We start from the raw sequence: 21,228 nt of genomic DNA on the forward strand, positions 1-21,228 counted from the left end.
GTGCTACCAATAGGTCTATCTTTTTCACTTAAAGTCTTCTTTTGAGTGTGCCCGCGATACGCTGTTTTGTGCGGCGACGGGCTACTGTCTTTCTATTCTAATAATGTACTCGTTAATATCGGGGTGCATCCCCTTTTTAAACATAAAGCTTTTTTCTATTTTGGCGGCATTGATGGCGCAGGTTAATTCGTGAATACTGTAGTTCTTATGTTTTGTATTTATGCTGCTTCGAGCGGGGTAGTTGTCCTCTAGAAGGCTGATCTGGCAATTTTGAGGCTGTTCATCATCGCTGGGTGATACTGGCTTGTTGACGGCTTTAAAGTCGCAGCTTAGTTGAGTATTGGGCCCAGAGAGCTTGCCGACAAAATGCATTAAGTGCAGTAAGCTATTGGTGTGAATATGCGGCTTTAAGAGTTGGATGATTTTTGTGATTTGCTCGGGCTCATAGTTGCATAGTAAGTCCCAGCCTAAAACAACATCAAATTTTTGGTTGGGTCGTAAAGGTAATAGCGAGGGTAAGCTTTCAGTGTTATTCAGATTAATGTGTTGCATAAGGTGTGTGAGATTGACAAAAAAAGCATGGTGCCCTAAACGCTTAAAATAGGCTGAGTTATTGGTATTGTAGGCGCCTAGATCTAAGATATTTAATGGCGCATTACCGACTTTGTTGTGGTCGGTAGCGAGAGTGTCTAAAGTCTGATAAGTACGCCCAGAGAGTAATAATTGATCAAGTGCGTAGCTGACATGACCAAAGCGAATGCTCTTGGTGGGAGCGGGCTTTATTTTGGTTTTCACTGTATTGATCGATCGCATACCGATTGGTTGGGCGTTGCTTTTGTTGGGGTGCTGGGGGGTGCTGCGATTAAAAATAAAGACAGACTCTGTCATTGCAGGGTGCATGTCGGGAGCATCGATAAATTGATGTGTGAGTTTGAACAATGGCAGGTGAGCCTGCAATTGGGAAGCTGGTGCGAGTTTTTGAGCGTGCTTAAGCTCGCTACTTGCGTAGTTATTATTGACATATTCATGATCAAGTATTTTGAACTCGCAAGGCTTACTAGGATAGGCGCGGCCCCAATAGCGTACCATTTGTAGGAGTGTGTTCGGCTTACTGTTTTGTGCGAGTCGCCAGCAAAAGTATCGGATAGATTCGCGATCTAAATAACAAAATAGATCCCAGGTTAAGATAACGTCATATTCATCGTTTTTGTTGAGTGGCGATAAAAAGCTATCCATTTCAGTAATGAATGTCTTACTGTTCCATTGTTCCTTGTGGGGTGCGGCCTGCTCAAAAAAGTCATTTAAGCTTTCAAACCGTATGTGGCAGTTTTTGGCTCTAAAGAAATTAAAACTTGCTGCGCTAGGGGGGCCTAGATCTAATATTTTTGGCTTTTGCTTTTGCTGCAGGGTTTTGTGTATGAGCTCAATACTGGGGTGCTTGAAAGTGAGGTCTTTATTGTAGTTTGATGGCTTTTGTGATGACGGATTAAGCACGCTTTAGTCTCTTGGTAAATAGCGTCCTTGCTTATTTGGGGTGTTTTTTAATTGTGATATCGCTAGCTTACGACTTAGCTATCGGTATAGCTTAAGTTTTTGCTAAAGCCTTGTGGTTTGCTAGAAAGTGGTGTGTCAGTGTCCATATCGATAGAGCCGCGGAACTTCGCGCCGTCTTCAAGAGTTACTCTCTCGGCAACAATATTGCCTTTAACAACACTCGAAGCATTGATGGCGATATGATCTTCTGCAATTAAATCGCCTTCAACATTGCCATCGACGATAATGTTTTTGGCTGAAAGGTTAGCTTTTACTTTACCGAGCTTGCCGACGGTTAACTGGTTACCCTTCAAAGAGACTGTGCCCTCTACAATCCCTTGAATGAGTAAGTCTTCATCACCGCTCAATTCGCCTTTAAAAGTAATTTTAGAGCCGATCACTGCGCTGGGGCGGTTTTCATCTTGTGCTACACCGCTGGGCCCATTGTTACTGGCAGGCGTGCTTGGCGTGCTTGGCGTGAAGGAGGTGCTGGTTTGGGCTTTCATATCTTGTATTCCTATTGTGGATGATGAAGTGTTTTTTACAGGGGTGCTGTATTGCTTTGTCGGCGTAGTTGCTGTACCAGACGCATTTGTTGCCATGGAGGCGGTTGATGGTTTAGGCTCAAAGGCTTTAGTGGCTGCTGTATCAGGAGTTGCAACAGAATAAGAGTCCGCGATGTTGGCGCTCTTAGTCTCAGAGCTCTCAGTACTAGCGCTTGAGCGTGTAGTGTTAGGGACTGCAGCTTTGGGTGCGATAGTGTTAGAGTCTATGCGCGTGTCTGTGCGGTCTGAATTATTGAGGCCGGTTTTTTTAGAGCCCATATTCTTAAAGTTAATGCTTTTAAGGTCGATATTATTAGGGTCTATCGCTTTAGGTTTCGTCGCTTCAGCGCTTGTAGTGTTGGTATCAGAGCTTGAGGTTGCGGTATTAGGAGCTGTCGCCGATCCCGTTGCTGTGCGGGTAGTCGGCACGGCGTCACCCTTTGGGTCGCTGGGCTGCTGGGCTATCGATGTTTTGGGGGTGGGGTTGCTAGATTCTTTTTTATCAAATAGCGAGCCCATACTAGAAAGTATGCCGTCCATAAAAGCCTCTGTTTAAAAGTCGATGTTGGTTTTTATTACCATGTTATATTTTGCAGTAATTTGTAAATGTCATCAAGGCAATTTTGGTGCCATTACCTGCTGAAGTCAATTGCATCTATTATAATATTTAACGATGACACTTTGGCGTTAAAGTTATCTTTTTGGTGTTTAGTAACTTGATCTCTATTGTCCTGTGCTTGGGTGGGGTAATTCAACTTAAATTTTACGATTAATCTCATTGCGTCAGTATTTTTGAATCTTAGATTCATTGCGGAGATGTGAATACCTCTTATTTCCTTCATTTGAATGTCTTTTTATAGGGTGTTCTATATTTACACAAGTGTAATATGTGCAAAAAATAACCGTAGTTGCCTAGCAATACCGAAGTTGGGCGCGCATGAGTTATAGATTGGCTTGCACAAACTATCTGTGCTCATATTTCCGTAAACTTTCATCGCGTATACCTCTAGATCGCTGCGTTGTTTGGCTCTTGCTTTCTCTCTAGGGTGATGCGCACTACAAGCTGGCGCGAAGTGCTTACAAAATCATCTATCAGCTGCGTGGTGAGCCACCTTTTTGGCTAAAGGGTGATCAGTGACCTTTGCGGGGTTAGGTGAAGGGTCGATATAAGGGGAAGGTAGGCGCGAGAGGTTATGAGCGACTATTATAAGGGTTACTAGTGAGTTGGAGGTGTATATGTGGTGTGGGCTATCGGCAGTCAAAGAGTATGCCGTGTAGATTTGGAGTGTGTAATTGTTGCGAGGCTGGGGTAGGTGAAACCAAACGAAATAGATTTTGCCACGGTGCTTGCTTCGAGCGTGCATGACATGAAAAACTCAGTCAGTATGCTGATTGCGTCATTGCAGAGTGTGCTGGTGGATATGCCGCTTGCGAATGCTAGGCAGGCAGAGCAAATCAATAGCCTGCATTACGAAGCCTCGCGCATTAATAACGAACTGGTGCAGCTGCTCTCGATCTATCGCATGCAGCAAGAGCGGCTCCCAATGAGCATTGATCAGCACTTTGTTATTGATATCCTAGAGGATCAGGTTGCTCGTAACTATCCGTTAATCGAAAGTCGCAAAGTGAGTGTGTGTGTGGATTGCGATTCGAATTTAGAGGCCTACTTTGATGCTGATTTGGTCGGGAGTGTGATTCAAAATGTTTTGGTGAATGGCTGTCGCTATACCAAGGGGCGGCTTTTATTGCGAGCGACCTTGGCTGATGGGGCTGTGTGTATTAGCGTGGCTGATGATGGCGATGGCTTCCCTCAGGGCATGCTTGATTACCCATTGCGCCATAGGCGCGGGCTAGGGCATAGCGATAGTACACAGTTAGGGCTGTACTTTGCCAGCGTGATTGCTCAAATGCATACTGAGGGTGAGCGGTCGGGCAGTATTGTATTGCGCAATGGTGAGCCTTTGGGTGGTGGCGTTTTTGAGTTTTATTTGCCCAATTAAAGGTTGGAAAATCGGTCTAGTTGTTTGAATTATATACGTTTTTCTGTATTTTAATAAAATTATTAAATAGTGTTTGACATGGCTTAGCTAAACTGTAGAATGCGCGCCATCACTCGGGTGGTTAGCTCAGTTGGTAGAGCGGCGCCCTTACAAGGCGTAGGTCACAGGTTCGACCCCTGTACCACCCACCAATACTTTTATTCAGTGAATCAAAATGTTGGCTCGAGAGATAGTGGACTGGTAGTTCAGTTGGTTAGAATACCGGCCTGTCACGCCGGGGGTCGCGGGTTCGAGTCCCGTCCAGTCCGCCACTATTTGATAACGCTGTATAGCTTAGAGCTTATACAGCGTTGCTTAAGCAGGTAAGTAATTCATTGCTTACCTGCTTAATTTTAAAATGTATTTTAGTGATTGACATAAGATATTCAATCTGTAAAATGCGCACCTCTTCTTGGGGTGGTTAGCTCAGTTGGTAGAGCGGCGCCCTTACAAGGCGTAGGTCACAGGTTCGACCCCTGTACCACCCACCATATTCTTTGTTTTAATAAACAAAGTAATGGAAAGAAGTTAGTGGACTGGTAGTTCAGTTGGTTAGAATACCGGCCTGTCACGCCGGGGGTCGCGGGTTCGAGTCCCGTCCAGTCCGCCACTATTCAAAAAAGCCGCGCATTTTATGTGTGGCTTTTTTATTGCTCGTCTTTTATTCTTGCGCCTTAATGCTCAGTATCCTTGCACCTTCTTTTATGATTGTCCTTAATTTGCGCTTTTATGAGACTTTGCTAAGCTTTTGCATGTTGGTGTGTAATTGCTGTCATGGTTGATGGCTCTTATTTTGTAACTATTCAGCCAAGTTGAAAAAATCACTCGATAGGGTATTGATAGATTATTTTCTGGGCATTTAAGCGCCGAGCCCAGCATGGGTACGTGGGGTAGAGTTTGCACCTGCATAAGGATATGCAAGATTACACTTTGCAGGAGCGTAATATCGAGGAGCAAGTCGAGGAGCGCAAAGTCGTAGATGGCTTGAGCGGTCCAGACAATGATTCATTAGTGCCCAATTTCGGTATCCCTGAATAGCTACCTTATTTTTATGATAAAAAGTGATAAATACTGAAGTTATTTTGTCATATCGTTGTCATAAAAACAGAAGACACTGACTAAGCTCTAAAAAACTACCGTTAATCATCATTAAGGAGATACCCATGCAAGACTACTTAGAAGAGTTACTCGATGCCCCAGAGCTGTTGTTGTGTGACGACGATGACGCTGTGGATGATTATTCAGACCTATAACCGGCCCTTTGCGACCGGTTCCTCTCTTGTTTAGCTATTGCTATTGTTGAGGGTTGTGCTTTTAGTCCCTTCGGAGTTTTTCGCTGATCGCAATAGGGTTGGGAAAGCAAAAAATCACGATGTAGCTGGAAACAATAAATGTCACAATAGCAGCACTTTGAATAATAATCTTTACACGCTCCCCAATAAGATCGTTACTAGAAGCGACTATAGCTAGCAGTAACGAAAACTCGCTGATTTGTCCTAATCTAAAGCCAATATCCCAAGCTAGCCCTTTGCGCCCGCTTTTGCGACAGAGTAGTGCGTAAAAGGTAATTGGTTTGGTCGTGAGTACGAATACCGAGACGGCGATGATAGGCAGGGCTAGCTCGGGCAGTAAAGCGATATTAAGTTGAGCACCTAATGCAAAAAAGAATAAAATCAAAAAAAAGTCGCGCAATGGTTTAAGGTTGAGGGCAATAAATTGTGAAATTGGACTGGTCGCGAGTGATATACCAGCAATAAATGCACCTATTTCAGCCGATAAATGTATCATTTGTGCAAGCTCTGCTAGCCCTAAGCACCAGCCAATGGCAATTAAAAAAATGTATTCATGGAAGCGATCAAAGCGGGCGATAAGTGCTAGCAGTACATATCTAACAAATGAAAAAGCAGCTATGCCAAGAGCGGGGAGGGCGATAAAGGCGAGACCTAGCTCGTTCACGTTAAATTCACCGGGTGCGCCTCTGGCTAAAATGAGCAGGCAAATGATCGCTAGGAAGTCTTGGAATAATAAAAGCCCCACCATGAGCTCGCCTGTTTGCTTGTGATGTAGAACTGTTGTTGGTAGCAACTTGATGCCAATGATCGTGCTTGAAAACATCATAGTCATGCCGAGCACTAACGCTTCGGTATGGGTAAAGGTAAATGCAAGGCCTGTTGTGTAGCCAAGGCTGGCAAATAGGAGTGAGCTAATAATGGCAGTGCTAGAGATTTCTTTAAATACCCGGTGTAACGCACTAGGCTGCATGTCTAGCCCGAGCAAAAACAACAAAAAAACAATCCCAATGTGAGAAATCTCACTGACAATATTGATATCAGGGACAATTTTAAGGCCGTAAGGGCCTAGAGCTACGCCTACGGCAATATACGCCACCAGTAGAGGTTGGCGAGTAAACAGTGCTAGTGATGCAACTATTGCTGAGCCAGTAAAAATAAGAAAAAATGCGTCAAAGAGGTGGCCTGTCATGGTGGGTGGCTTCCTGCGAATGCACGGGGTGGGCTAGGCTTTCATCATAGGGCAAAAAAAGGGGTGCTAATAGCACCCCTTTTGTTTTCTTGATGTATTTTGAAGACTCAAGGCAATCATCGACGCCTAAATAATGGTCTTGGCTCATCGCAAGCGGCTTGATAGCTATCACTGAAATCACCAAGGCTGACTAACATGGAGTCGGTATCTGCATCATCGGGCACAACAAAGGCATTAAAGCCACAGCGCTTTAGATAAAATAGCTGATCTTGCATAAAGCCGCCCGCGGCTTGTAGTTCACCGCTAAAATCGCAATCCTCACGTAAAATGTGGGCGAGAGAGAAGCCTCGACCATCCATAAAGGAGCCAAATTCAATAGCGATAGTCTCAAGGTTTTTAAGGGCCTTGGTGAGCTCTTCTGGTTGGGTGTCTATGGCTAGCCAGACACCCACATTGCGAGAGGGTGTCGGTGCGGCTAGCCAATCGTTCAGCGGAATTAGATATTGGCCGCTATTTAAATCGGTCGCACTAACCGCATCGCTATCGCGTAGAATTTGCCAGTGAAAAGCCTCGGTGGTGCCGTTTTTAATTAGCTTTGGCATATACGCGCTCCTTAAATGGGGCAAGGCCTAGGCGGTTATAAGCGTCAAGAAAGCTTTCATCACTTTGGCGTTGCTCGAGGTAAACATTAATGATTGTTTTGACTGCGTTGGTGACTTCGGCACGTGAAAAAGCTGGCCCGAGTACCTTTGCGAGTGCAGCGTTGTTTTTGGCGTTGCCCCCTAGCTGTATTTGATAAAACTCTTCGCCTTTTTTATCGACACCTAAAATGCCAATATGACCGACGTGATGATGACCGCAAGCGTTCATGCAGCCTGAGATATTTAAATCTAATGGCCCTAAATCATAAAGATAATCAAGGTTGTCAAACTCGCGCTGAATTGCCTCGGCCACGGGGATAGATTTTGCATTCGCTAGCGAGCAGAAATCACCTCCTGGGCAGCAAATCATATCGGTGAGTGTGCCGACATTGGCGGTGGCAAAGCCATGAGTACTAAGTGTTTGCCACAACTCATAGAGTTTGTGTGCAGGCACATCGCCAAGCACCATGTTTTGCAAGTGTGTTGTGCGCACTTCGCCAAAAGAGTATTCATCGGCTAGGTTAGCAATAGTCTCGAGTTGGCTGTCAGTAATATCGCCTGGGGCGACACCGGTCGGCTTGAGCGATAAAGTAATGGCGCGGTAACCGGCCATGCGATGCGGGTGTACGTTATGGGCTAACCAATGGGCAAAGGCGGTGTTTTCGCCGCGAAGGCGGTTGATTTCGGCCATTTCAGCGGTATCGTCAAAGCTTTGGTAGTCTGGCTCAGTAAAAAAGCTTTTTGTGCGTTTAATTTCCTTGTCGGTTAAGCGGGTTGGGCTGTCTTGCAGTTTTTGCCATGTTTGCTCAACGGCTTCACTAAAGGCCTCTATGCCCATGGCGTTAACTAAAATCTTGATGCGTGCTTTATATTTATTATCACGGCGCCCGCGAAGGTTATAAACTCGCAAAATGGCTTCAAGATAGGTGAGTAGGTCGTGCTCTGGTAAAAATTCACGAATGACTTTGCCAATCACTGGTGTGCGGCCTAGACCCCCGCCAACCATTACAGTGAAGCCAATTTCGCCTTCATTATTGGTGACTAACTGCAAGCCTATATCATGGAATCGAATGGCAGCTCGATCCTCATCCGAGCCTGATACGGCAATTTTAAATTTGCGGGGTAAGAACGCATACTCTGGATGAAAGGTAGACCACTGGCGAATAATTTCGCAGTAAGGGCGTGGATCAATGAGCTCGTCAGGCGCAACACCTGCAAAATGATCGGTGGTGGTATTGCGTATGCAATTACCACTTGTTTGCACGGCATGCATTTCAACGTCGGCAAGCTCCTCAAGAATATTGGGAACCTCTTCGAGTGCTGGCCAGTTAAATTGAATGTTTTGGCGTGTCGTGACGTGCACGTAACCTTTATCGTAGTGCCGACTAATATGTGCAAGTTTGCGCAGCTGCCTACTGTTAAGTAGGCCATAAGGTACGGCAATGCGTAGCATCGGCGCAAGGCGCTGTACGTATAAGCCGTTTTGTAGGCGTATAGGTAAGAATTGTTCGGCGGGCAGCGAGCCCTCTAAGTAGCGCTCTGTTTGGCGGCGAAATTGCGCCACGCGCTGGGCGATCAGTTGTCGATCATGTTCGTCGTAAACGTACATGGAGATGGTTACCTTTGAGGTCAATCGATAGAAAATACTTGCGCTGCCGGCTTTTTATTAAGCGGCACTTTGTTTGGCTTGCTCAGGTTGCAAAAGCGTAGGGTGTCGTGCAATTAAGCGAAGCGAAGCATACAGCAAAAAAGCGCCCGCCAAAAGCAATGCGCGCGCGTAGCGTGTTGGTTATTCGTAAAACCGAGGTGAATGTGCAATTGTTTTGGCGATATAATCTTCGATTGCGTCGGTATTTGTATCAATAGTTATGGATTGAGGGTTTAAGTCTTGCAGCGTGAATATTATAAGTCGAATAGTGCGGGTTAAATACTTGAGTTGGCGGTGATCCGAGTATTATGAGTAAACGCGCTGGCTATGCTAGGTAAAAAAGACCCGGCGCAAATAAGCGCCGGGCCAGGACCATTAGGAGTGAAACATTAAGGGTAAACCTTAATCAAGCCTCAACAAACTACGCACATTGTTTAAGCTCTACAGTGGCGCATAACACTTGGGGGAATGCGCGCCACCGATACTTATAAGTATCGTTCAAGTTGTTTAAAGTGCCAGTTGATTCGAAGTTTTTGTTAAACGTTTTTGCGTTAAGTCTAAAATTTTATGGCGACTATGGCTATATGTTGATTTTTGATGGGCATCGATAAAATGTTGATATGTGTGCTCGGTGTTGGTGTCAATTGCTCGGATCGGCGAGCTTGCGTACTTAAGTTGTCTTTCTAAGTGCTTGGTGCTAAGGCGTTGGTGACTTGCGGTAGTTGAAGTCGTAAGTTATTGATCGTTGTTGAGCGTATAGACCATGCATCTAACTGCTTGTGCATGTTTTGTAGTTTCAGTTGTACATTACGAGCGCCGGTAGAAATGGGCTCGTAGGTGAGATAGTGATCTTCGACACTGAGTTTAGCAAGCTCGCGTAGCTCCAGTGCAAAAATACTAATCACATCAAATAATGCATCTTTACGTTCAATATTAGCGCTTTCCCAGTAGGCATGGTCCAAAGTGGAGAGTAACTCTTCAAATCGATGAATCGCTTCTGCTATGGTCATTTGCATATGAGGTGCCTCGATATGTGGGTGAGCTATAGTTAAATGATGAGTCTTGAGTCGCTATTTAGGCGGTATATTGACTTAATTATAGACGTCTTAGGTGATGGTGCCGTTAGCCTACCCATATCAAAGCGTTTATATGACAAAAGGGCTTATATGACAAAAGGGCTTATATGACAAAAGGGCTTATATGACAAAAGGGCTTATATAATCAAAATAGCTCTAAAATCATTGACGTTAGTGCGGGTAGGTTGAGTCATGATTAAACGATTTAAGCATTCAAAAAAGCTGTAGCCATCGTTGTTGGCAAGATAATCTGCGCTATTGAGTGCCAATGCTTGCGCCTTGGTGTAATCGCTGGGGCTAAATAGTGCTCCGGCATTATCTTCTGTGCCGTCTATCCCGTCAGTGTCGCCAGCGAGCGCGTAAATACCGGTTTGTCCTTTGAGCTCGTGAAACAGCGATAATAAGAATTCGGCATTGCGGCCGCCGCGGCCATGCCCTTTGACTGTTACGGTGGTTTCCCCGCCCGACAAAATAACACAAGGCTTGGGTAGTGGCTGATTGTGCTTGGCAGTGAATTTGGCAATACCAGCAAATACTTTAGCGACCTCACAAGCTTCGCCCTCAATACTATCGCCCAGCACAAGTGGCGTAATGCCCTGTGCTAGGGCAAACTCAGCAGCGGCATTGAGGGCATCGATGGGGGTAGCAATAAGCTGATAGCTGGCGCTATGACTCAGAGTTTTTGGGGTTTCGCTATCGGGGTTGTGCAGCCAATTGGCAAGGTTATTGGGCAGCGCGATGGCGTATTTTTTTACAATATTCAGCGCTTGTTCGCGGGTACTTGGATCGGCAACGGTTGGGCCAGAGGCGATGATATCGGGACTGTCGTTAGGCACATCGGATATCGCAAACGTGGTAATTGGACGCGGGCTTGCCCGCAAGGCTAACTGGCCGCCTTTAATGGCTGATAAATGTTTGCGCACGCAGTTTATCTCATCAATGCTTGCACCACATTTGAGCAGTGCTTTGTTGATGGCTTGTTTTTGCGCCAAACTAATGCCTGTTGCCGGTAAGCTTAGCAATGATGAGCCACCGCCAGAGAGCAAGCAAAATATGTGTTCATCGGGCGCAGCGGAGTCGATTAAGGCGAGCGTGCGCTCGGCGGCGAGCGTACCTTGAGCGTCGGGTACGGGGTGGGCCGCCTCTATTACTTCAATATGACGGCAGTGTTCACCGTGCTCGTAGCGGGTGACAACAAGACCGCGAACAGGGCCTTGCCAGTGGGCTTCAAAGGTTTTTGCCATCGCCGCAGCTCCCTTACCTGCACCTATCACCAAGGCTTTGCCTGTGGTGTCTTTGGGTAAGTAGCGCGGCAGTGTTTGAGCGGGATGGCTGGCGGCAACGGCAAGGCTAAATAGATCTTTTAAAAAAGCCTCGGCGGTACTGGCAGTTAAGGGCTGGGCTAAGCATGGGACGGCGGTGTTGGCTGGCATAGGAACTCCCTATTTTATCTGAATGTAAACACGATTGAGTGTTGCGCTTTATCGACCTTTTTTTTGGCGCGGATGTTCTTATCGGTGGCTTCGTATTGAGGCCGTCGCTTGTTGATAGGCCCAGTTGTTTATCAATATTGGATGTGAATAACGTCATGCGAATAGAGTGCCATAGATCACTAAATACGGTATTTTTTGTCGTTTGCTAAACAGTTCCTTGTTATAGCGGTTTAGCTTTCATATATTTGGCGCCATCAAATAGCGGCTGCCTGCGTATTGAATGTGTGACAGGCGCTTGTTTTATATTGAAAGACACCACTCTAAAAATAGTTAACAACTGTGTGATTTCATCACCAAGAGGGCAACATATGCTTCATTCTTCATTACAACAGGCTATAGCACGTCACTGGCGTACTGCGCTTATGGCGACTGCGTCTGTCGGTTTATCGGCTTGTGGCGGCAGTTCGCAGCCAAGCAGCAGTACGACGCCAGTTTCTAGCGTTGACGCTTCAAGTTCTATCGTTTCGTCTGTAAGCTCCGTTGCCCCCTCTTCAAGCTCGGTGGCGCAATCGTCATCAAGTGTTGTTGTCTCGAGCTCCGAAGCCCCAAGCAGCTCAAGTGTTGTCGAGAGCTCTTCATCGGTCGTTAGCTCGTCTAGCATGGCGCCTCCGGCGACTGACTTACCGTATACCATCACTAAAATTGGTTGTAATGACCCCGATGATTACACCGGCCGTGCCGCAATATTGTTTGATGGCAGCGGTGCATTTAATGGTCAGTTTTTTAACAAAGAATTCAACTCAGCTGCTTACGCGAATTTAGCACGCCAAGGCGCGAACGATTACAGCTTGCAGCGCAACGGCGTTAACGACCCATCGTGTGATAACCGTAAAGTCCACGAAGGCACCTGGCTTAAAAAGTTAGTCGATACCGATGGTCAGCACTCCAATGGGTTTTCAACTCAGAGTGTTAGCGGCAAAATGGGTGATATCGATAGCGTTGTGCTTGAATTGCGCATTAATAGTGATTTGACCGATGTGCCGACTCAAGCTGATTTACTGAGCCAGTTTGAGTCAACCATTGGCGCTGATGGCGTAGCAAAAGTAGATAACGGCAAAATTAACTTTGCCATTACGCTAGGCGACCCAGATGCGAATAACAACAGCGTACGTGGCGAAGTGTTTATTGAGTTAGACCAAGATGTGTATGCTGACCAATGGGTGCGTATTAGTATCCCTAAAAATGGCTTTTACTTTTGGAGTGGCGCCAACTGGGAAAAAACAGCCGTTAGCCAGAGCAATGCCGATAACGCGAACTTCGGTCGCTTACACCTAAACCCAGAAACCTTAGGTAATGGCTCACCAGAAACCCACGGTTATGTAGTACGTAATGCCTATGGTTATAACGAATGGACAACTTTAGCAGACAAGCCTGAAGAAGACTTTAAAGAGATGAATATCTCTATTCGTACATTTGAGGTGCGTTATGAGCCTACGTCAGTCGACGGTGGCGGTACGCCTTCATCTGCACCTATGTCTTCAAGCTCTGCACCCGCTTCGAGTTCTGTTGCCATGAGCTCATCCAGTGCGCCAGCCGGTGTTTCTGAGCAAGAGCGTGCCGCGCGTGTTGCGGCTGGTAAGGCGCTGTATGAGGCCAGTACTTGTAGTGGTTGCCATGGTGCTGATGGTACCGGAGGGCCCTTTGGACCTATCGTTGTTGGTATTACAGCAGGTGGTAATAGTTGTGATTTGTGTAATAACGATGATTACGATGGCATCAAAAAAATTATTGAAGAGGGTAAAGGCCCTATGCCAGCGTGTACGCCAGCAGGCGATTGTGCCGCGCAATTGGCTGATTATGTGTGGAATGAGTTAAACGGTAAAGATCTTCCTGTTGTCAACGGTGGTACTCCACCGCCTGCGTCAAGCTCTGCGCCTATGAGCTCATCGAGCGCACCAGCAGAACCCGAAGGTGTTTCTGAGCAAGAGCGCGCCGAGCGTGTTGCGGCCGGTAAGGCGCTGTATGAGGCCAGTACTTGTAGTGGCTGTCATGGTGCTGATGGTACCGGAGGGCCTTTTGGACCTATCGTTGCTGATATTACAGCAGGTGGTAATAGTTGCGATTTGTGTAACAACGATGATTACGATGGCATCAAAAAAATTATCGAAGAGGGTAAAGGCCCTATGCCAGCGTGTACGCCAGCAGGCGATTGTGCCGCGCAAATAGCTGATTATGTGTGGAATGAGTTAAACGGTAAAGATCTTCCTGTAGTGGGTGGCAGCAGTACACCGCCTGCAACGGGTAACGGTAACTTGATTATTAATGATGACTTTGAAGGTCAAGATAATAATTCAGTACCCGCTGGTTGGAAAACATTTCTACAATACCAAATTGATATGCAAAATAATAACTCTAGCAACACGACTTTTGCCTTAATCGATTCAAGTAAGGCGCATTCTGGTTCTAATTCGGTCAGAATTAAAACCGGTGGTCAGTCGATTCAGCCATCGTTTATTTTCCAGGATTTACCCGATGGCAAAGATGCCTATTACACACGCTTTTGGATGAATATTCCGGTTGAATTAGGCGGTGGTGTTAAAGGTGCTGATGGTAACCATGTACACTTCATGTCTTACTCTACTGAAATGAGTGGCTCAAATAAAGAAGAGCTGCGCTTTGGTACTGTGCAAGATGCTATTCTTGGCGCCTTCTTACCCGTGAGTATTGATGCCGGTACAGAAAAGGTCGTACCTACTGAAACAATCCCTGCCAACCAATGGGTTTGTTTAGAGTTTGCTGTTGTTAAAGGCAATGCGATTGATAAAGTGTATGCTTGGATGGATGATCAACTCCTTTTTGAAGCGACTAAAGCGGCCGATTGGGCGCGAGACCCCGGTAAGTTCTTTAGTGGCAGCATGAGTGGAGTGAATAATCACGTCACACTGGGCTGGAGAGCGTTTGGTGATAATAAAGGTGTCGAAAATATTTGGTTTGACGATATCGCGGTATCGACGGAAGGCCGCATTGGTTGTAATTAACCCCTGAGCCACCTATTGAAAAACCCGAGCCATGATTAGCTCGGGTTTTTTTTGCGTTAAATTCAGCGGTTTACCCTGTCTATGGCATAATATCCCTTTTATTGATGTGGAAAATCCAATGAGGATAGATAGTAATTTATTAGCCCGCGCAAACCATCAGTGTGAATTGTGCGGCAGTGATGATAATAATCAGCCCTTTGAGCTGCCTCATTCAGAGGGTCAAGCGGATGCTACGATTTTAGCCTGTGAAAAGTGCTGCGCGCAGCTGCCTGAAGGTACCGCATTAGAGCCTAACCACTGGCGCTGTTTAAGCGATACCATGTGGAGCCCGACGCCGGCCGTGCAAGTGATGGCGTGGCGCTTATTAAACCGTTTAGAAAATGAAAGCTGGGCGCATGACTTAAAAGATATGCTGTATTTAGATGATGCGCTAAAAGCCTGGGCACAAGCAGGAATCGAAGAAGAAGACGAAGATGCCGTTGATTGCCGAGATAGTAATGGCGTGCGCTTAGCTGCCGGTGACAATATTGTTATTATTAAAGATCTGCCGGTTAAAGGCTCGAGCCTTGTGGCTAAACGTGGTACAGCTGTGCGCGGAATATCGCTAACGAGTAATCCGGAGCACATCGAAGGCCGTGTAGAAGGGCAGCGTATTGTGATTTTAAGCTGTTACGTGAAAAAATCATAACGGCATAACGATGTTGTTATAGACGGTATAGCCGCCCGCAAATGTTTAACACTTATGATGGAGACTCCTGATGTGGTTACAAAAAGAGATCCGGTTAAAGGCGCGGACAAGAGGTTTTCATTTAGTTACGCGTGAAGTGCTTGCCAGCTTGCCTGAATTGGCTGCCGTCAAGGTGGGGCTGCTGCATGTTCATATTCAGCATACCTCGGCGTCGTTAACGGTGAACGAAAATGCTGACCCTACGGTACGACAAGATTTCGAAAGCTATTTTAGTCGTGCGGTACCCGAGGATCAGCCTTATTATTTGCATAATGATGAGGGCAGTGATGATATGCCAGCGCATCTTAAAGCGAGTATTTTAGGTTCAAGCGTAACCGTGCCTATCAAAAACGGTGCTTTTAATGTAGGTGTTTGGCAGGGTATTTATCTGTGCGAGCACCGCAACAACGGTGGCGCTAGAACTCTCGTTTTAACTTTGAATGGTGAATAAAAAAGGAGGGCTTTATAGCCCTTTTTTAGTCTTCTTCTAGCCCTAGTTTTTGCATGCGATAGCGCAAAGACCTAAATGTCACACCAAGTTCTTTGGCGGCCATGGTTTTATTCCAGCGCAGTTTTTCAAGAGAGCCTAAAATAATATCTTTTTCAATATCGGCTAAATACTCGTCAATATTTTCAAATTGTAAGGCCCGCTCATAGTGATTGACAGCAGTATGCGTGGCGGGTAGATTTTCGGTGAGTATAGCGTTGTGCTTAAGCTGTAGGTCGTGGCTTTCAATGGTGTCTGTTTCGCATAGAGTAAAAGCGCGCTCTAGAATGTTTTCGAGTTCACGTACATTGCCCGGGAATTGATAGCGCTCTAGCTCGTTAAGTGCTTGAGGCGATATTTTGAGTGTGGCAGCACTCATATCTTTGGCGAGTTTATCTAATAAAAAATGAGTCAATAAGACAACATCTTCTTTGCGGTCGCGTAACGGGGGAACATTGAGTTGAATAACATTGAGGCGATAAAATAGATCCTGCCTAAAGCGCCCTTCGGCAACTTCGGCTTCTAAATCTTTGTGTGTGGCGCATAATATTCTGACATTAAAAGGTTCTTCTGCTGAGCCGCCAATGGCGCGCACGGCCTTTTCTTGAATGGCACGCAATAGCTTAACTTGCATATCTAAGGGTAAATCAGCGACCTCATCCAAAAACAAAGTGCCGCCTTCTGCAGCACGAAACAAGCCCTCTTTATCTTGATGAGCGCCAGTAAAAGACCCCTTCTTGTGGCCAAAAAACTCACTTTCCATGAGCTCACGCGGTATCGCGCCGCAGTTGACAGCTAAAAAAGGTGCATCGGCGCGAGGGCCACGTTCGTGCATGGAGCGTGCAACAAGCTCTTTACCGCTGCCCGACTCACCCGTGATATACACAGGGGCTTGTGAGCGCGCTAATTTACCAATATTTTTGCCTAGAGCGCGAATAATAGGTGAATCGCCAAGTAAACGAGATTTGATTTTAATCGTGGGCTCTGGCATTTGATTGGAGGCAATGGCATTTTGTACCAGTGTTCGCAAATTAGCTAAATTGACGGGCTTTGATAAAAAATCAAAAGCGCCTGCCTTTAAAGACTCAACGGCGACATCAACATTACCGTGCGCAGTAATAACCGCCACTGGCAGTGAAGGACAGTGGCCTTGAATAAAGCGCACAATATCTAAGCCGCTACCGTCAGGTAGGCGCATATCGGTTAAGCAAATATTAAAGTTCTTACGTTCGAGGAGCGTTTTAGCATTGACTACGTTGTTTGCTATAGCGCATTGGATATTCATGCGGCTAAGGGTCATATCTAGCAGTTCACAAATATCGGGTTCGTCATCAATAATTAGGGCACTTAAGGCGTGGTTCATAGTTACTTATCTGTGTTGTAGGTCTTATAAAAGAATGCAGGTCTTATAAAATAATGCGGTCAGCTTTTTAGCTTTAATTTTTGAGCCCTTGAGTGTCGGCGTTTTTAATTCATGCGTTGGTGGTGTGTAAAGTCGATGCGAAAGCAAGTGCGCCCTAGCGTACTGGGCTTATGGCTTAATACGGCTTGGTTTATTTCACACAGCTCTTTACAAATATAAAGCCCTAAACCTGTGCCCTCAGCATCGGTGGTAAAAAAGGGATTAAAAATATCTTCAAGCTCTTGCTCAGGAATCCCAGGGCCATTATCAATCACCTCGATAAAAGCTGCATCGCTATTAGGATTAAGGTTAGCACGCAAGATCACACACTGCTGACCAGTCGTTTTGGCGTTATAACGGGCGCCATTGTCGCATAAGTTTGTGAGTACTTGTGATAAGTGGGAGGCATCTACGCGAACTTGTAGATTGTTGTGTTCAATATGTAAATCAATGGTGGCTTGGCTGCCTTGCTCATAAGTACTTTTAAAAGTCGGTAGCCACTCATTGAGTGTTAGTGGTAGGGCTTGAATTTCTTGCCCCCGCGATATAGAGAGGGTGTTTTCTATGATTTGATTAACGCGTGCGCAGTGGCTCAGGATAATATCGAGCAGTCTTTTGTCGGCGTCATTGATTTGTGATGACTCATTAAGCAGTTGTGAAGCGTGACTAATGGCGCCGAGTGGGTTGCGAATTTCATGGGCAATACTGGCGGTTAAACGCCCCAGTGAGGCGAGTTTTAATTGCTGCGCTTGCTGTGCCAGTGCGCGATTATCTTCGATATACAATACTGTTCGCTGGTTGTTACCCAGTGTGAGTAATGCAGGGCTAACACGCACTTGTTGGCCCGAGTTGAGGGTATGAATTTGTGCGGGTTTGCTGACAGGATTGGCTCGCCACTGATCCACTAATTGCTTGAGCGATGATATCTCAGCGAGTTGTGTTTGACGGTAACTGCGCGATTGCGGAAGGTCCATCAGTTGCAGCGCCGAATCATTAATGAGTTCAATTTTGCCGGTGTTATCGATCACAATAATACCGGTACGCATACGAGTAATAATGGCTTGTGCCAATTTTTGCAAATGCTCGGCATGGGCGCTGTGGGTAGCAGCGGCCAAATCGCTAGTACGAATTTTTTCGGTTAAAAACTGAAACGTTAGCGCGGTTAAAAATAAAACGGCTCCTAATACACCCGACGAAAAAATATCTTTATCGACAGCTTTATTCACGATGGCCGCATAAACGCTATCACCAATAACAATCACTGTTGCTAGAGCGGCTAGCCCCAGTGCTAGACGCCCAGGAATAAAAATGGCCGCAATGGCGACAAAAATAATCAGTAAATAGCCTAAGCCACTGGCGACGCCGCCACTGGTATGTAATAAAACCAGCATGGTCGAAATATCAAATAACAATGAAGCGACTAAGCGATGATGAGAGTAGCGCAATTTGATGGGTGGCCACACCACAATAGTCAGTACTGATACGGCAATATAAATAGCTGTTGCCCAGATGTAGGTGTCTTGCTCTTCAGAGCCTAATACGCTGTGGGAATTGCTGGTTAACTGTAGTGTCAGCAGTAAAAGACCGATAATCACCCGAATATATTGGTACATCGCCAATAGGCGTATATTGTGAGAGGCTGGCTGCCCAGTTAACTTTAGCGGTACTGAGGTTAAGGTATGCTCTAGCACTGGCGAAATTCTCTATTGAATGGGGTGGGAGTCATTATCATGTTCGATAGTGTTGGTTATTATAAACGCTTTAGTACGGTTGAATACTCTGCTGAATTAACGCATTGCATATCCTCGAGGCTGAGGCGGTGTTTTCTCTGTTTTTGAGCGTCGAGAGCGCTGATATGGCGCCCACGGGTGGGGTGGCTTGGGCGACCCCTCCATGATTGGTGAGCGCTTAATTTCGATATCTCTGAATAATCACGATGAGATGTCGCAAGAGTAGAAATACAGAATTGACGGGCACACAGTCGAGGAGTGTAAGAGAAGAGTATCGAGATACATAAAAATATCGAGCCATTGAGCCGTTTATGAAATCGCGTGAGGGGGGAGTATTGCTCAGTGACGATACTTTTTTATTATTTATACTTTGCTTTCTGGGCGACTTCCACCAAAATAGCGCATTTTGATACCCTTGGACTATTTCATCATTGTGGGGGTATCAATGACAGTTTATTGCCGGCTCATTGCCGGAGCATACTCGAGGTGTAAGTATCAATGTCAATGTTTGTCACGGCGTTAGCGCAAATTAACCCATTAGTGGGTGATATCCCCGGTAATACGCAGCTAGTTGTACAAGCGGCCGAGCGGTCAAAAAATGAACTGGGTGCACAAGTTGTCGTATTTCCGGAGTTGACATTAACAGGGTACCCACCTGAAGATTTATTACTCCGCCCGAGCCTTGAAGCACGTATAAAGGCTGCTATCGAGGTACTGAAGGCGCATAGTCAGGGTATCGCTTTGGTGGTGGGTTACCCCAAACAAACGGCCGCAGGCTTAATGAATATGGCTGCTATTATTTATAATGGTCGTCTACTCATAGAATACGCCAAGCAGCATTTGCCCAATTACCAAGTGTTTGATGAAAAGCGCTATTTTATTGAGGGCCAAAATATTGCCTGCGCTGAAATTGAGGGCATCAAGGTTGCCTTGACCGTTTGTGAAGATATTTGGCACGATGGTCCTGCTCAGCAGGCGAAACAAGCCGGTGCCGATGTGATGTTTAATTTAAACGCCTCGCCTTTTCATATCAATAAGCAAAGTGAACGCGAGCAACTGCTTGCCAAGCGCGCTGTACAAGCAGGTATGCCGATTGTGTATGTTAATCAGGTGGGCGGGCAAGACGAGCTGGTTTTTGATGGCGGCTCTATGGTGGTAAACAGTTGTGGTACCTTGGTTCATCGAGCGCCTTTATTTGCAACCTCTTTAACGGCAGTGAGTGCGCAATTGGGCTCTAGAGGGTTATGGTTTAATGCCGCCGAGCTTGCTGACAACGCTGGCCACTTGCCCAGTGTTTATCAGGCGTTAGTGACAGGGGTGCGCGATTATGTGAATAAAAACCGCTTCAAAGGCGTGGTGCTGGGGTTGTCAGGCGGTATTGACTCGGCATTAACGCTGGCCATTGCAGTAGATGCTTTGGGGGCTGAGTGCGTAGAGGCCGTTATGATGCCGTTTAAGTATACCTCAATGCTGAGTCAAAACGATGCCGCAGAGCAGGCATCACGCATGGGGGTTAAGTATCGCTCGATCAGTATCGAGCCGATATTTCATGCTTTTAGTGCCGCGCTAGCCGAAGAATTTGAAGGTCTAGCCGCCGACACCACCGAAGAAAATTTACAAGCGCGTAGCCGAGGCGTCGTGCTGATGGCGATCTCAAATAAAAAGGGCGCACTGGTGTTAACCACTGGCAATAAAAGTGAGTTGGCGGTGGGGTATTGCACGTTATATGGCGATATGGCGGGCGGTTTTGATGTCTTAAAAGATGTGCCTAAAATGCTTGTATTCGAGTTATCAAAGTACCGCAATACGGTATCGCCAGTCATTCCAGAGTCAGTTATTTCACGCCCACCCTCGGCCGAATTGGCACCCGATCAGGTCGATGAAGATTCGTTGCCGCCGTACGAAGAGTTGGATGAAATTCTGCGCTTATATATTGAAGAAGACAGCAGTGCCGAAGCTGTGATTGCCGCCGGTTTTGATTCAGAGGCCGTACACCGCATATTGCGATTGGTCGACATCAATGAATACAAACGCCGGCAAGCGGCCATTGGCCCGCGCATTACACAGCGTGGTTTCGGTCGTGACCGTCGTTACCCCATGACTAATGGGTGGCAGCTAGGAAACTAACGCTAGCAGGTCGCCTGATTGTCTTGATGTCATCCTTCTTATTCTACTATTGAATACCCTTTCACAGTGAGAGGGTAGCACCACCTTCCTCTTATGCTGGCAGTCCACCTTATAGCTGATAAATGTTTTTGATACCGTAACTATTTAGCCAAGCTGAAAAGTTCACCTGATAGGGTGCTGATGGATATTTTCTGGCTATAGTCAGTACCCAGAGCACTTATATCGCGCCCATGAATGGCTTGAGCGGCCCAGACAATAATTCATCAGTGTCTAATGTTGGTATCTCTGAATAGTTACTTGACACCTAAGTGAGCGAAGCCC

The 21,228-nt window shown here is 46.2% G+C and carries 16 protein-coding genes and 4 tRNA genes; 10 read left to right on the top strand and 10 right to left on the bottom strand.

The annotated features are described in order from the left end of the window. Window positions 1-81: 81 nt before the first annotated feature. Window positions 82-1,494: a class I SAM-dependent methyltransferase gene (locus tag AC438_RS03765; protein ID WP_053979938.1), complete on the bottom strand. Its 1,413-nt coding sequence runs from the start codon at window positions 1,492-1,494 to the stop codon at window positions 82-84. 74 nt (window positions 1,495-1,568) lie between these two features. Continuing rightward, on the bottom strand, window positions 1,569-2,618 hold the full coding sequence (locus AC438_RS17130; RefSeq protein ID WP_053979939.1) for a bactofilin family protein: 1,050 nt from the start codon (window positions 2,616-2,618) through the stop codon (window positions 1,569-1,571). A 773-nt stretch (window positions 2,619-3,391) separates the two neighbouring features. On the opposite strand from AC438_RS17130, the gene AC438_RS03780 reads away from it, so the two are divergent. From AC438_RS03780 to AC438_RS17320, 6 genes are all read left to right on the top strand, one after another. Next, window positions 3,392-4,078 (top strand): sensor histidine kinase, encoded by a 687-nt coding sequence (locus tag AC438_RS03780; RefSeq protein ID WP_238376309.1) that lies wholly within the window; start codon window positions 3,392-3,394, stop codon window positions 4,076-4,078. A 115-nt stretch (window positions 4,079-4,193) separates the two neighbouring features. After that, window positions 4,194-4,269 (top strand) — tRNA-Val (locus tag AC438_RS03785). Window positions 4,270-4,312: 43 nt separating this feature from the next. Next, window positions 4,313-4,389 (top strand) — tRNA-Asp (locus AC438_RS03790). Window positions 4,390-4,532: 143 nt separating this feature from the next. Further along, a tRNA-Val gene (locus tag AC438_RS03795) sits at window positions 4,533-4,608 on the top strand. A 42-nt stretch (window positions 4,609-4,650) separates the two neighbouring features. Further along, window positions 4,651-4,727: transfer RNA gene (locus AC438_RS03800), tRNA-Asp, on the top strand. Between the two features lie 305 nt (window positions 4,728-5,032). Next, window positions 5,033-5,155 carry a hypothetical protein gene (locus tag AC438_RS17320; RefSeq protein WP_274377603.1) on the top strand — a complete coding sequence of 41 codons (123 nt, stop codon included), beginning with the start codon at window positions 5,033-5,035 and terminating at the stop codon, window positions 5,153-5,155. Between the two features lie 276 nt (window positions 5,156-5,431). On the opposite strand, the gene AC438_RS03805 is transcribed toward AC438_RS17320, so the two are convergent. The 6 genes from AC438_RS03805 to AC438_RS16760 form a co-directional block, all read right to left on the bottom strand. Continuing rightward, entirely contained in the window at window positions 5,432-6,598 is a 1,167-nt protein-coding gene (locus AC438_RS03805) for a cation:proton antiporter domain-containing protein (protein WP_053979941.1), read from the bottom strand. 116 nt (window positions 6,599-6,714) lie between these two features. After that, entirely contained in the window at window positions 6,715-7,200 is a 486-nt protein-coding gene (locus AC438_RS03810) for a DUF934 domain-containing protein (protein WP_053979942.1), read from the bottom strand. Further along, the gene (locus AC438_RS03815) at window positions 7,184-8,848 is read right to left on the bottom strand and encodes a nitrite/sulfite reductase (RefSeq protein ID WP_053979943.1); all 1,665 of its coding nucleotides are present in this window, start codon (window positions 8,846-8,848) and stop codon (window positions 7,184-7,186) included. Before AC438_RS03815 ends, AC438_RS03810 begins: the two co-directional genes overlap by 17 nt. A 722-nt stretch (window positions 8,849-9,570) precedes the next feature. Further along, complete coding sequence (locus AC438_RS03820) at window positions 9,571-9,903, bottom strand: hypothetical protein (protein ID WP_053979944.1); 333 nt, start codon at window positions 9,901-9,903, stop codon at window positions 9,571-9,573. 197 nt (window positions 9,904-10,100) lie between these two features. Then, window positions 10,101-11,396 (bottom strand): glycerate kinase type-2 family protein, encoded by a 1,296-nt coding sequence (locus tag AC438_RS03825; RefSeq protein WP_053979945.1) that lies wholly within the window; start codon window positions 11,394-11,396, stop codon window positions 10,101-10,103. A 403-nt stretch (window positions 11,397-11,799) separates the two neighbouring features. Continuing rightward, entirely contained in the window at window positions 11,800-12,057 is a 258-nt protein-coding gene (locus AC438_RS16760; RefSeq protein WP_053979946.1) for a hypothetical protein, read from the bottom strand. Between AC438_RS16760 and AC438_RS03835 the strand changes: the two genes are divergently transcribed. The 3 genes from AC438_RS03835 (at window position 12,056) to AC438_RS03845 (ending at window position 15,612) form a co-directional block, all read left to right on the top strand. Beyond that, window positions 12,056-14,434 (top strand): c-type cytochrome, encoded by a 2,379-nt coding sequence (locus AC438_RS03835; RefSeq protein WP_053979947.1) that lies wholly within the window; start codon window positions 12,056-12,058, stop codon window positions 14,432-14,434. The two genes, AC438_RS16760 and AC438_RS03835, sit on opposite strands and share 2 nt — an antisense overlap. Window positions 14,435-14,552: 118 nt before the next feature. After that, a complete protein-coding gene (locus AC438_RS03840; RefSeq protein WP_053979984.1) occupies window positions 14,553-15,122 on the top strand; it encodes a PhnA domain-containing protein in 570 nt (189 codons plus the stop codon). A 70-nt stretch (window positions 15,123-15,192) separates the two neighbouring features. After that, the gene (locus AC438_RS03845; RefSeq protein WP_053979948.1) at window positions 15,193-15,612 is read left to right on the top strand and encodes a secondary thiamine-phosphate synthase enzyme YjbQ; all 420 of its coding nucleotides are present in this window, start codon (window positions 15,193-15,195) and stop codon (window positions 15,610-15,612) included. 25 nt (window positions 15,613-15,637) lie between these two features. Here AC438_RS03845 and AC438_RS03850 read toward each other — a convergent pair whose 3' ends face one another. Both AC438_RS03850 and AC438_RS03855 read right to left on the bottom strand, forming a co-directional pair. Further along, window positions 15,638-17,011: a sigma-54-dependent transcriptional regulator gene (locus tag AC438_RS03850; RefSeq protein WP_053979949.1), complete on the bottom strand. Its 1,374-nt coding sequence runs from the start codon at window positions 17,009-17,011 to the stop codon at window positions 15,638-15,640. A 104-nt stretch (window positions 17,012-17,115) separates the two neighbouring features. Next, window positions 17,116-18,741: a sensor histidine kinase gene (locus AC438_RS03855; protein ID WP_238376310.1), complete on the bottom strand. Its 1,626-nt coding sequence runs from the start codon at window positions 18,739-18,741 to the stop codon at window positions 17,116-17,118. Window positions 18,742-19,278: 537 nt separating this feature from the next. Between AC438_RS03855 and AC438_RS03860 the strand changes: the two genes are divergently transcribed. Continuing rightward, a complete protein-coding gene (locus AC438_RS03860; protein ID WP_053979950.1) occupies window positions 19,279-20,907 on the top strand; it encodes an NAD+ synthase in 1,629 nt (542 codons plus the stop codon). Window positions 20,908-21,228: the final 321 nt, after the last annotated feature.

It is taken from the genome of Marinagarivorans algicola (assembly GCF_001292705.1).
GTDB classification, from domain to species: Bacteria; Pseudomonadota; Gammaproteobacteria; order Pseudomonadales; family Cellvibrionaceae; genus Marinagarivorans; species Marinagarivorans algicola.

What these genes read in the sequence shown, in the direction of transcription:
- AC438_RS17130 (WP_053979939.1), bottom strand. Translation starts at nt 2,618, where the DNA reads ATGGACGGCATACTTTCTAGTATGGGCTCGCTATTTGATAAAAAAGAA.
- AC438_RS17320 (WP_274377603.1), top strand. Translation starts at nt 5,033, where the DNA reads ATGCAAGATTACACTTTGCAGGAGCGTAATATCGAGGAGCAAGTCGAG.
- AC438_RS03805 (WP_053979941.1), bottom strand. Translation starts at nt 6,598, where the DNA reads ATGACAGGCCACCTCTTTGACGCATTTTTTCTTATTTTTACTGGCTCA.
- AC438_RS03810 (WP_053979942.1), bottom strand. Translation starts at nt 7,200, where the DNA reads ATGCCAAAGCTAATTAAAAACGGCACCACCGAGGCTTTTCACTGGCAA.
- AC438_RS03815 (WP_053979943.1), bottom strand. Translation starts at nt 8,848, where the DNA reads ATGTACGTTTACGACGAACATGATCGACAACTGATCGCCCAGCGCGTG.
- AC438_RS03820 (WP_053979944.1), bottom strand. Translation starts at nt 9,903, where the DNA reads ATGCAAATGACCATAGCAGAAGCGATTCATCGATTTGAAGAGTTACTC.
- AC438_RS03825 (WP_053979945.1), bottom strand. Translation starts at nt 11,396, where the DNA reads ATGCCAGCCAACACCGCCGTCCCATGCTTAGCCCAGCCCTTAACTGCC.
- AC438_RS03835 (WP_053979947.1), top strand. Translation starts at nt 12,056, where the DNA reads ATGGCGCCTCCGGCGACTGACTTACCGTATACCATCACTAAAATTGGT.
- AC438_RS16760 (WP_053979946.1), bottom strand. Translation starts at nt 12,057, where the DNA reads ATGCTAGACGAGCTAACGACCGATGAAGAGCTCTCGACAACACTTGAG.
- AC438_RS03840 (WP_053979984.1), top strand. Translation starts at nt 14,553, where the DNA reads ATGAGGATAGATAGTAATTTATTAGCCCGCGCAAACCATCAGTGTGAA.
- AC438_RS03845 (WP_053979948.1), top strand. Translation starts at nt 15,193, where the DNA reads ATGTGGTTACAAAAAGAGATCCGGTTAAAGGCGCGGACAAGAGGTTTT.
- AC438_RS03850 (WP_053979949.1), bottom strand. Translation starts at nt 17,011, where the DNA reads ATGAACCACGCCTTAAGTGCCCTAATTATTGATGACGAACCCGATATT.
- AC438_RS03860 (WP_053979950.1), top strand. Translation starts at nt 19,279, where the DNA reads ATGTCAATGTTTGTCACGGCGTTAGCGCAAATTAACCCATTAGTGGGT.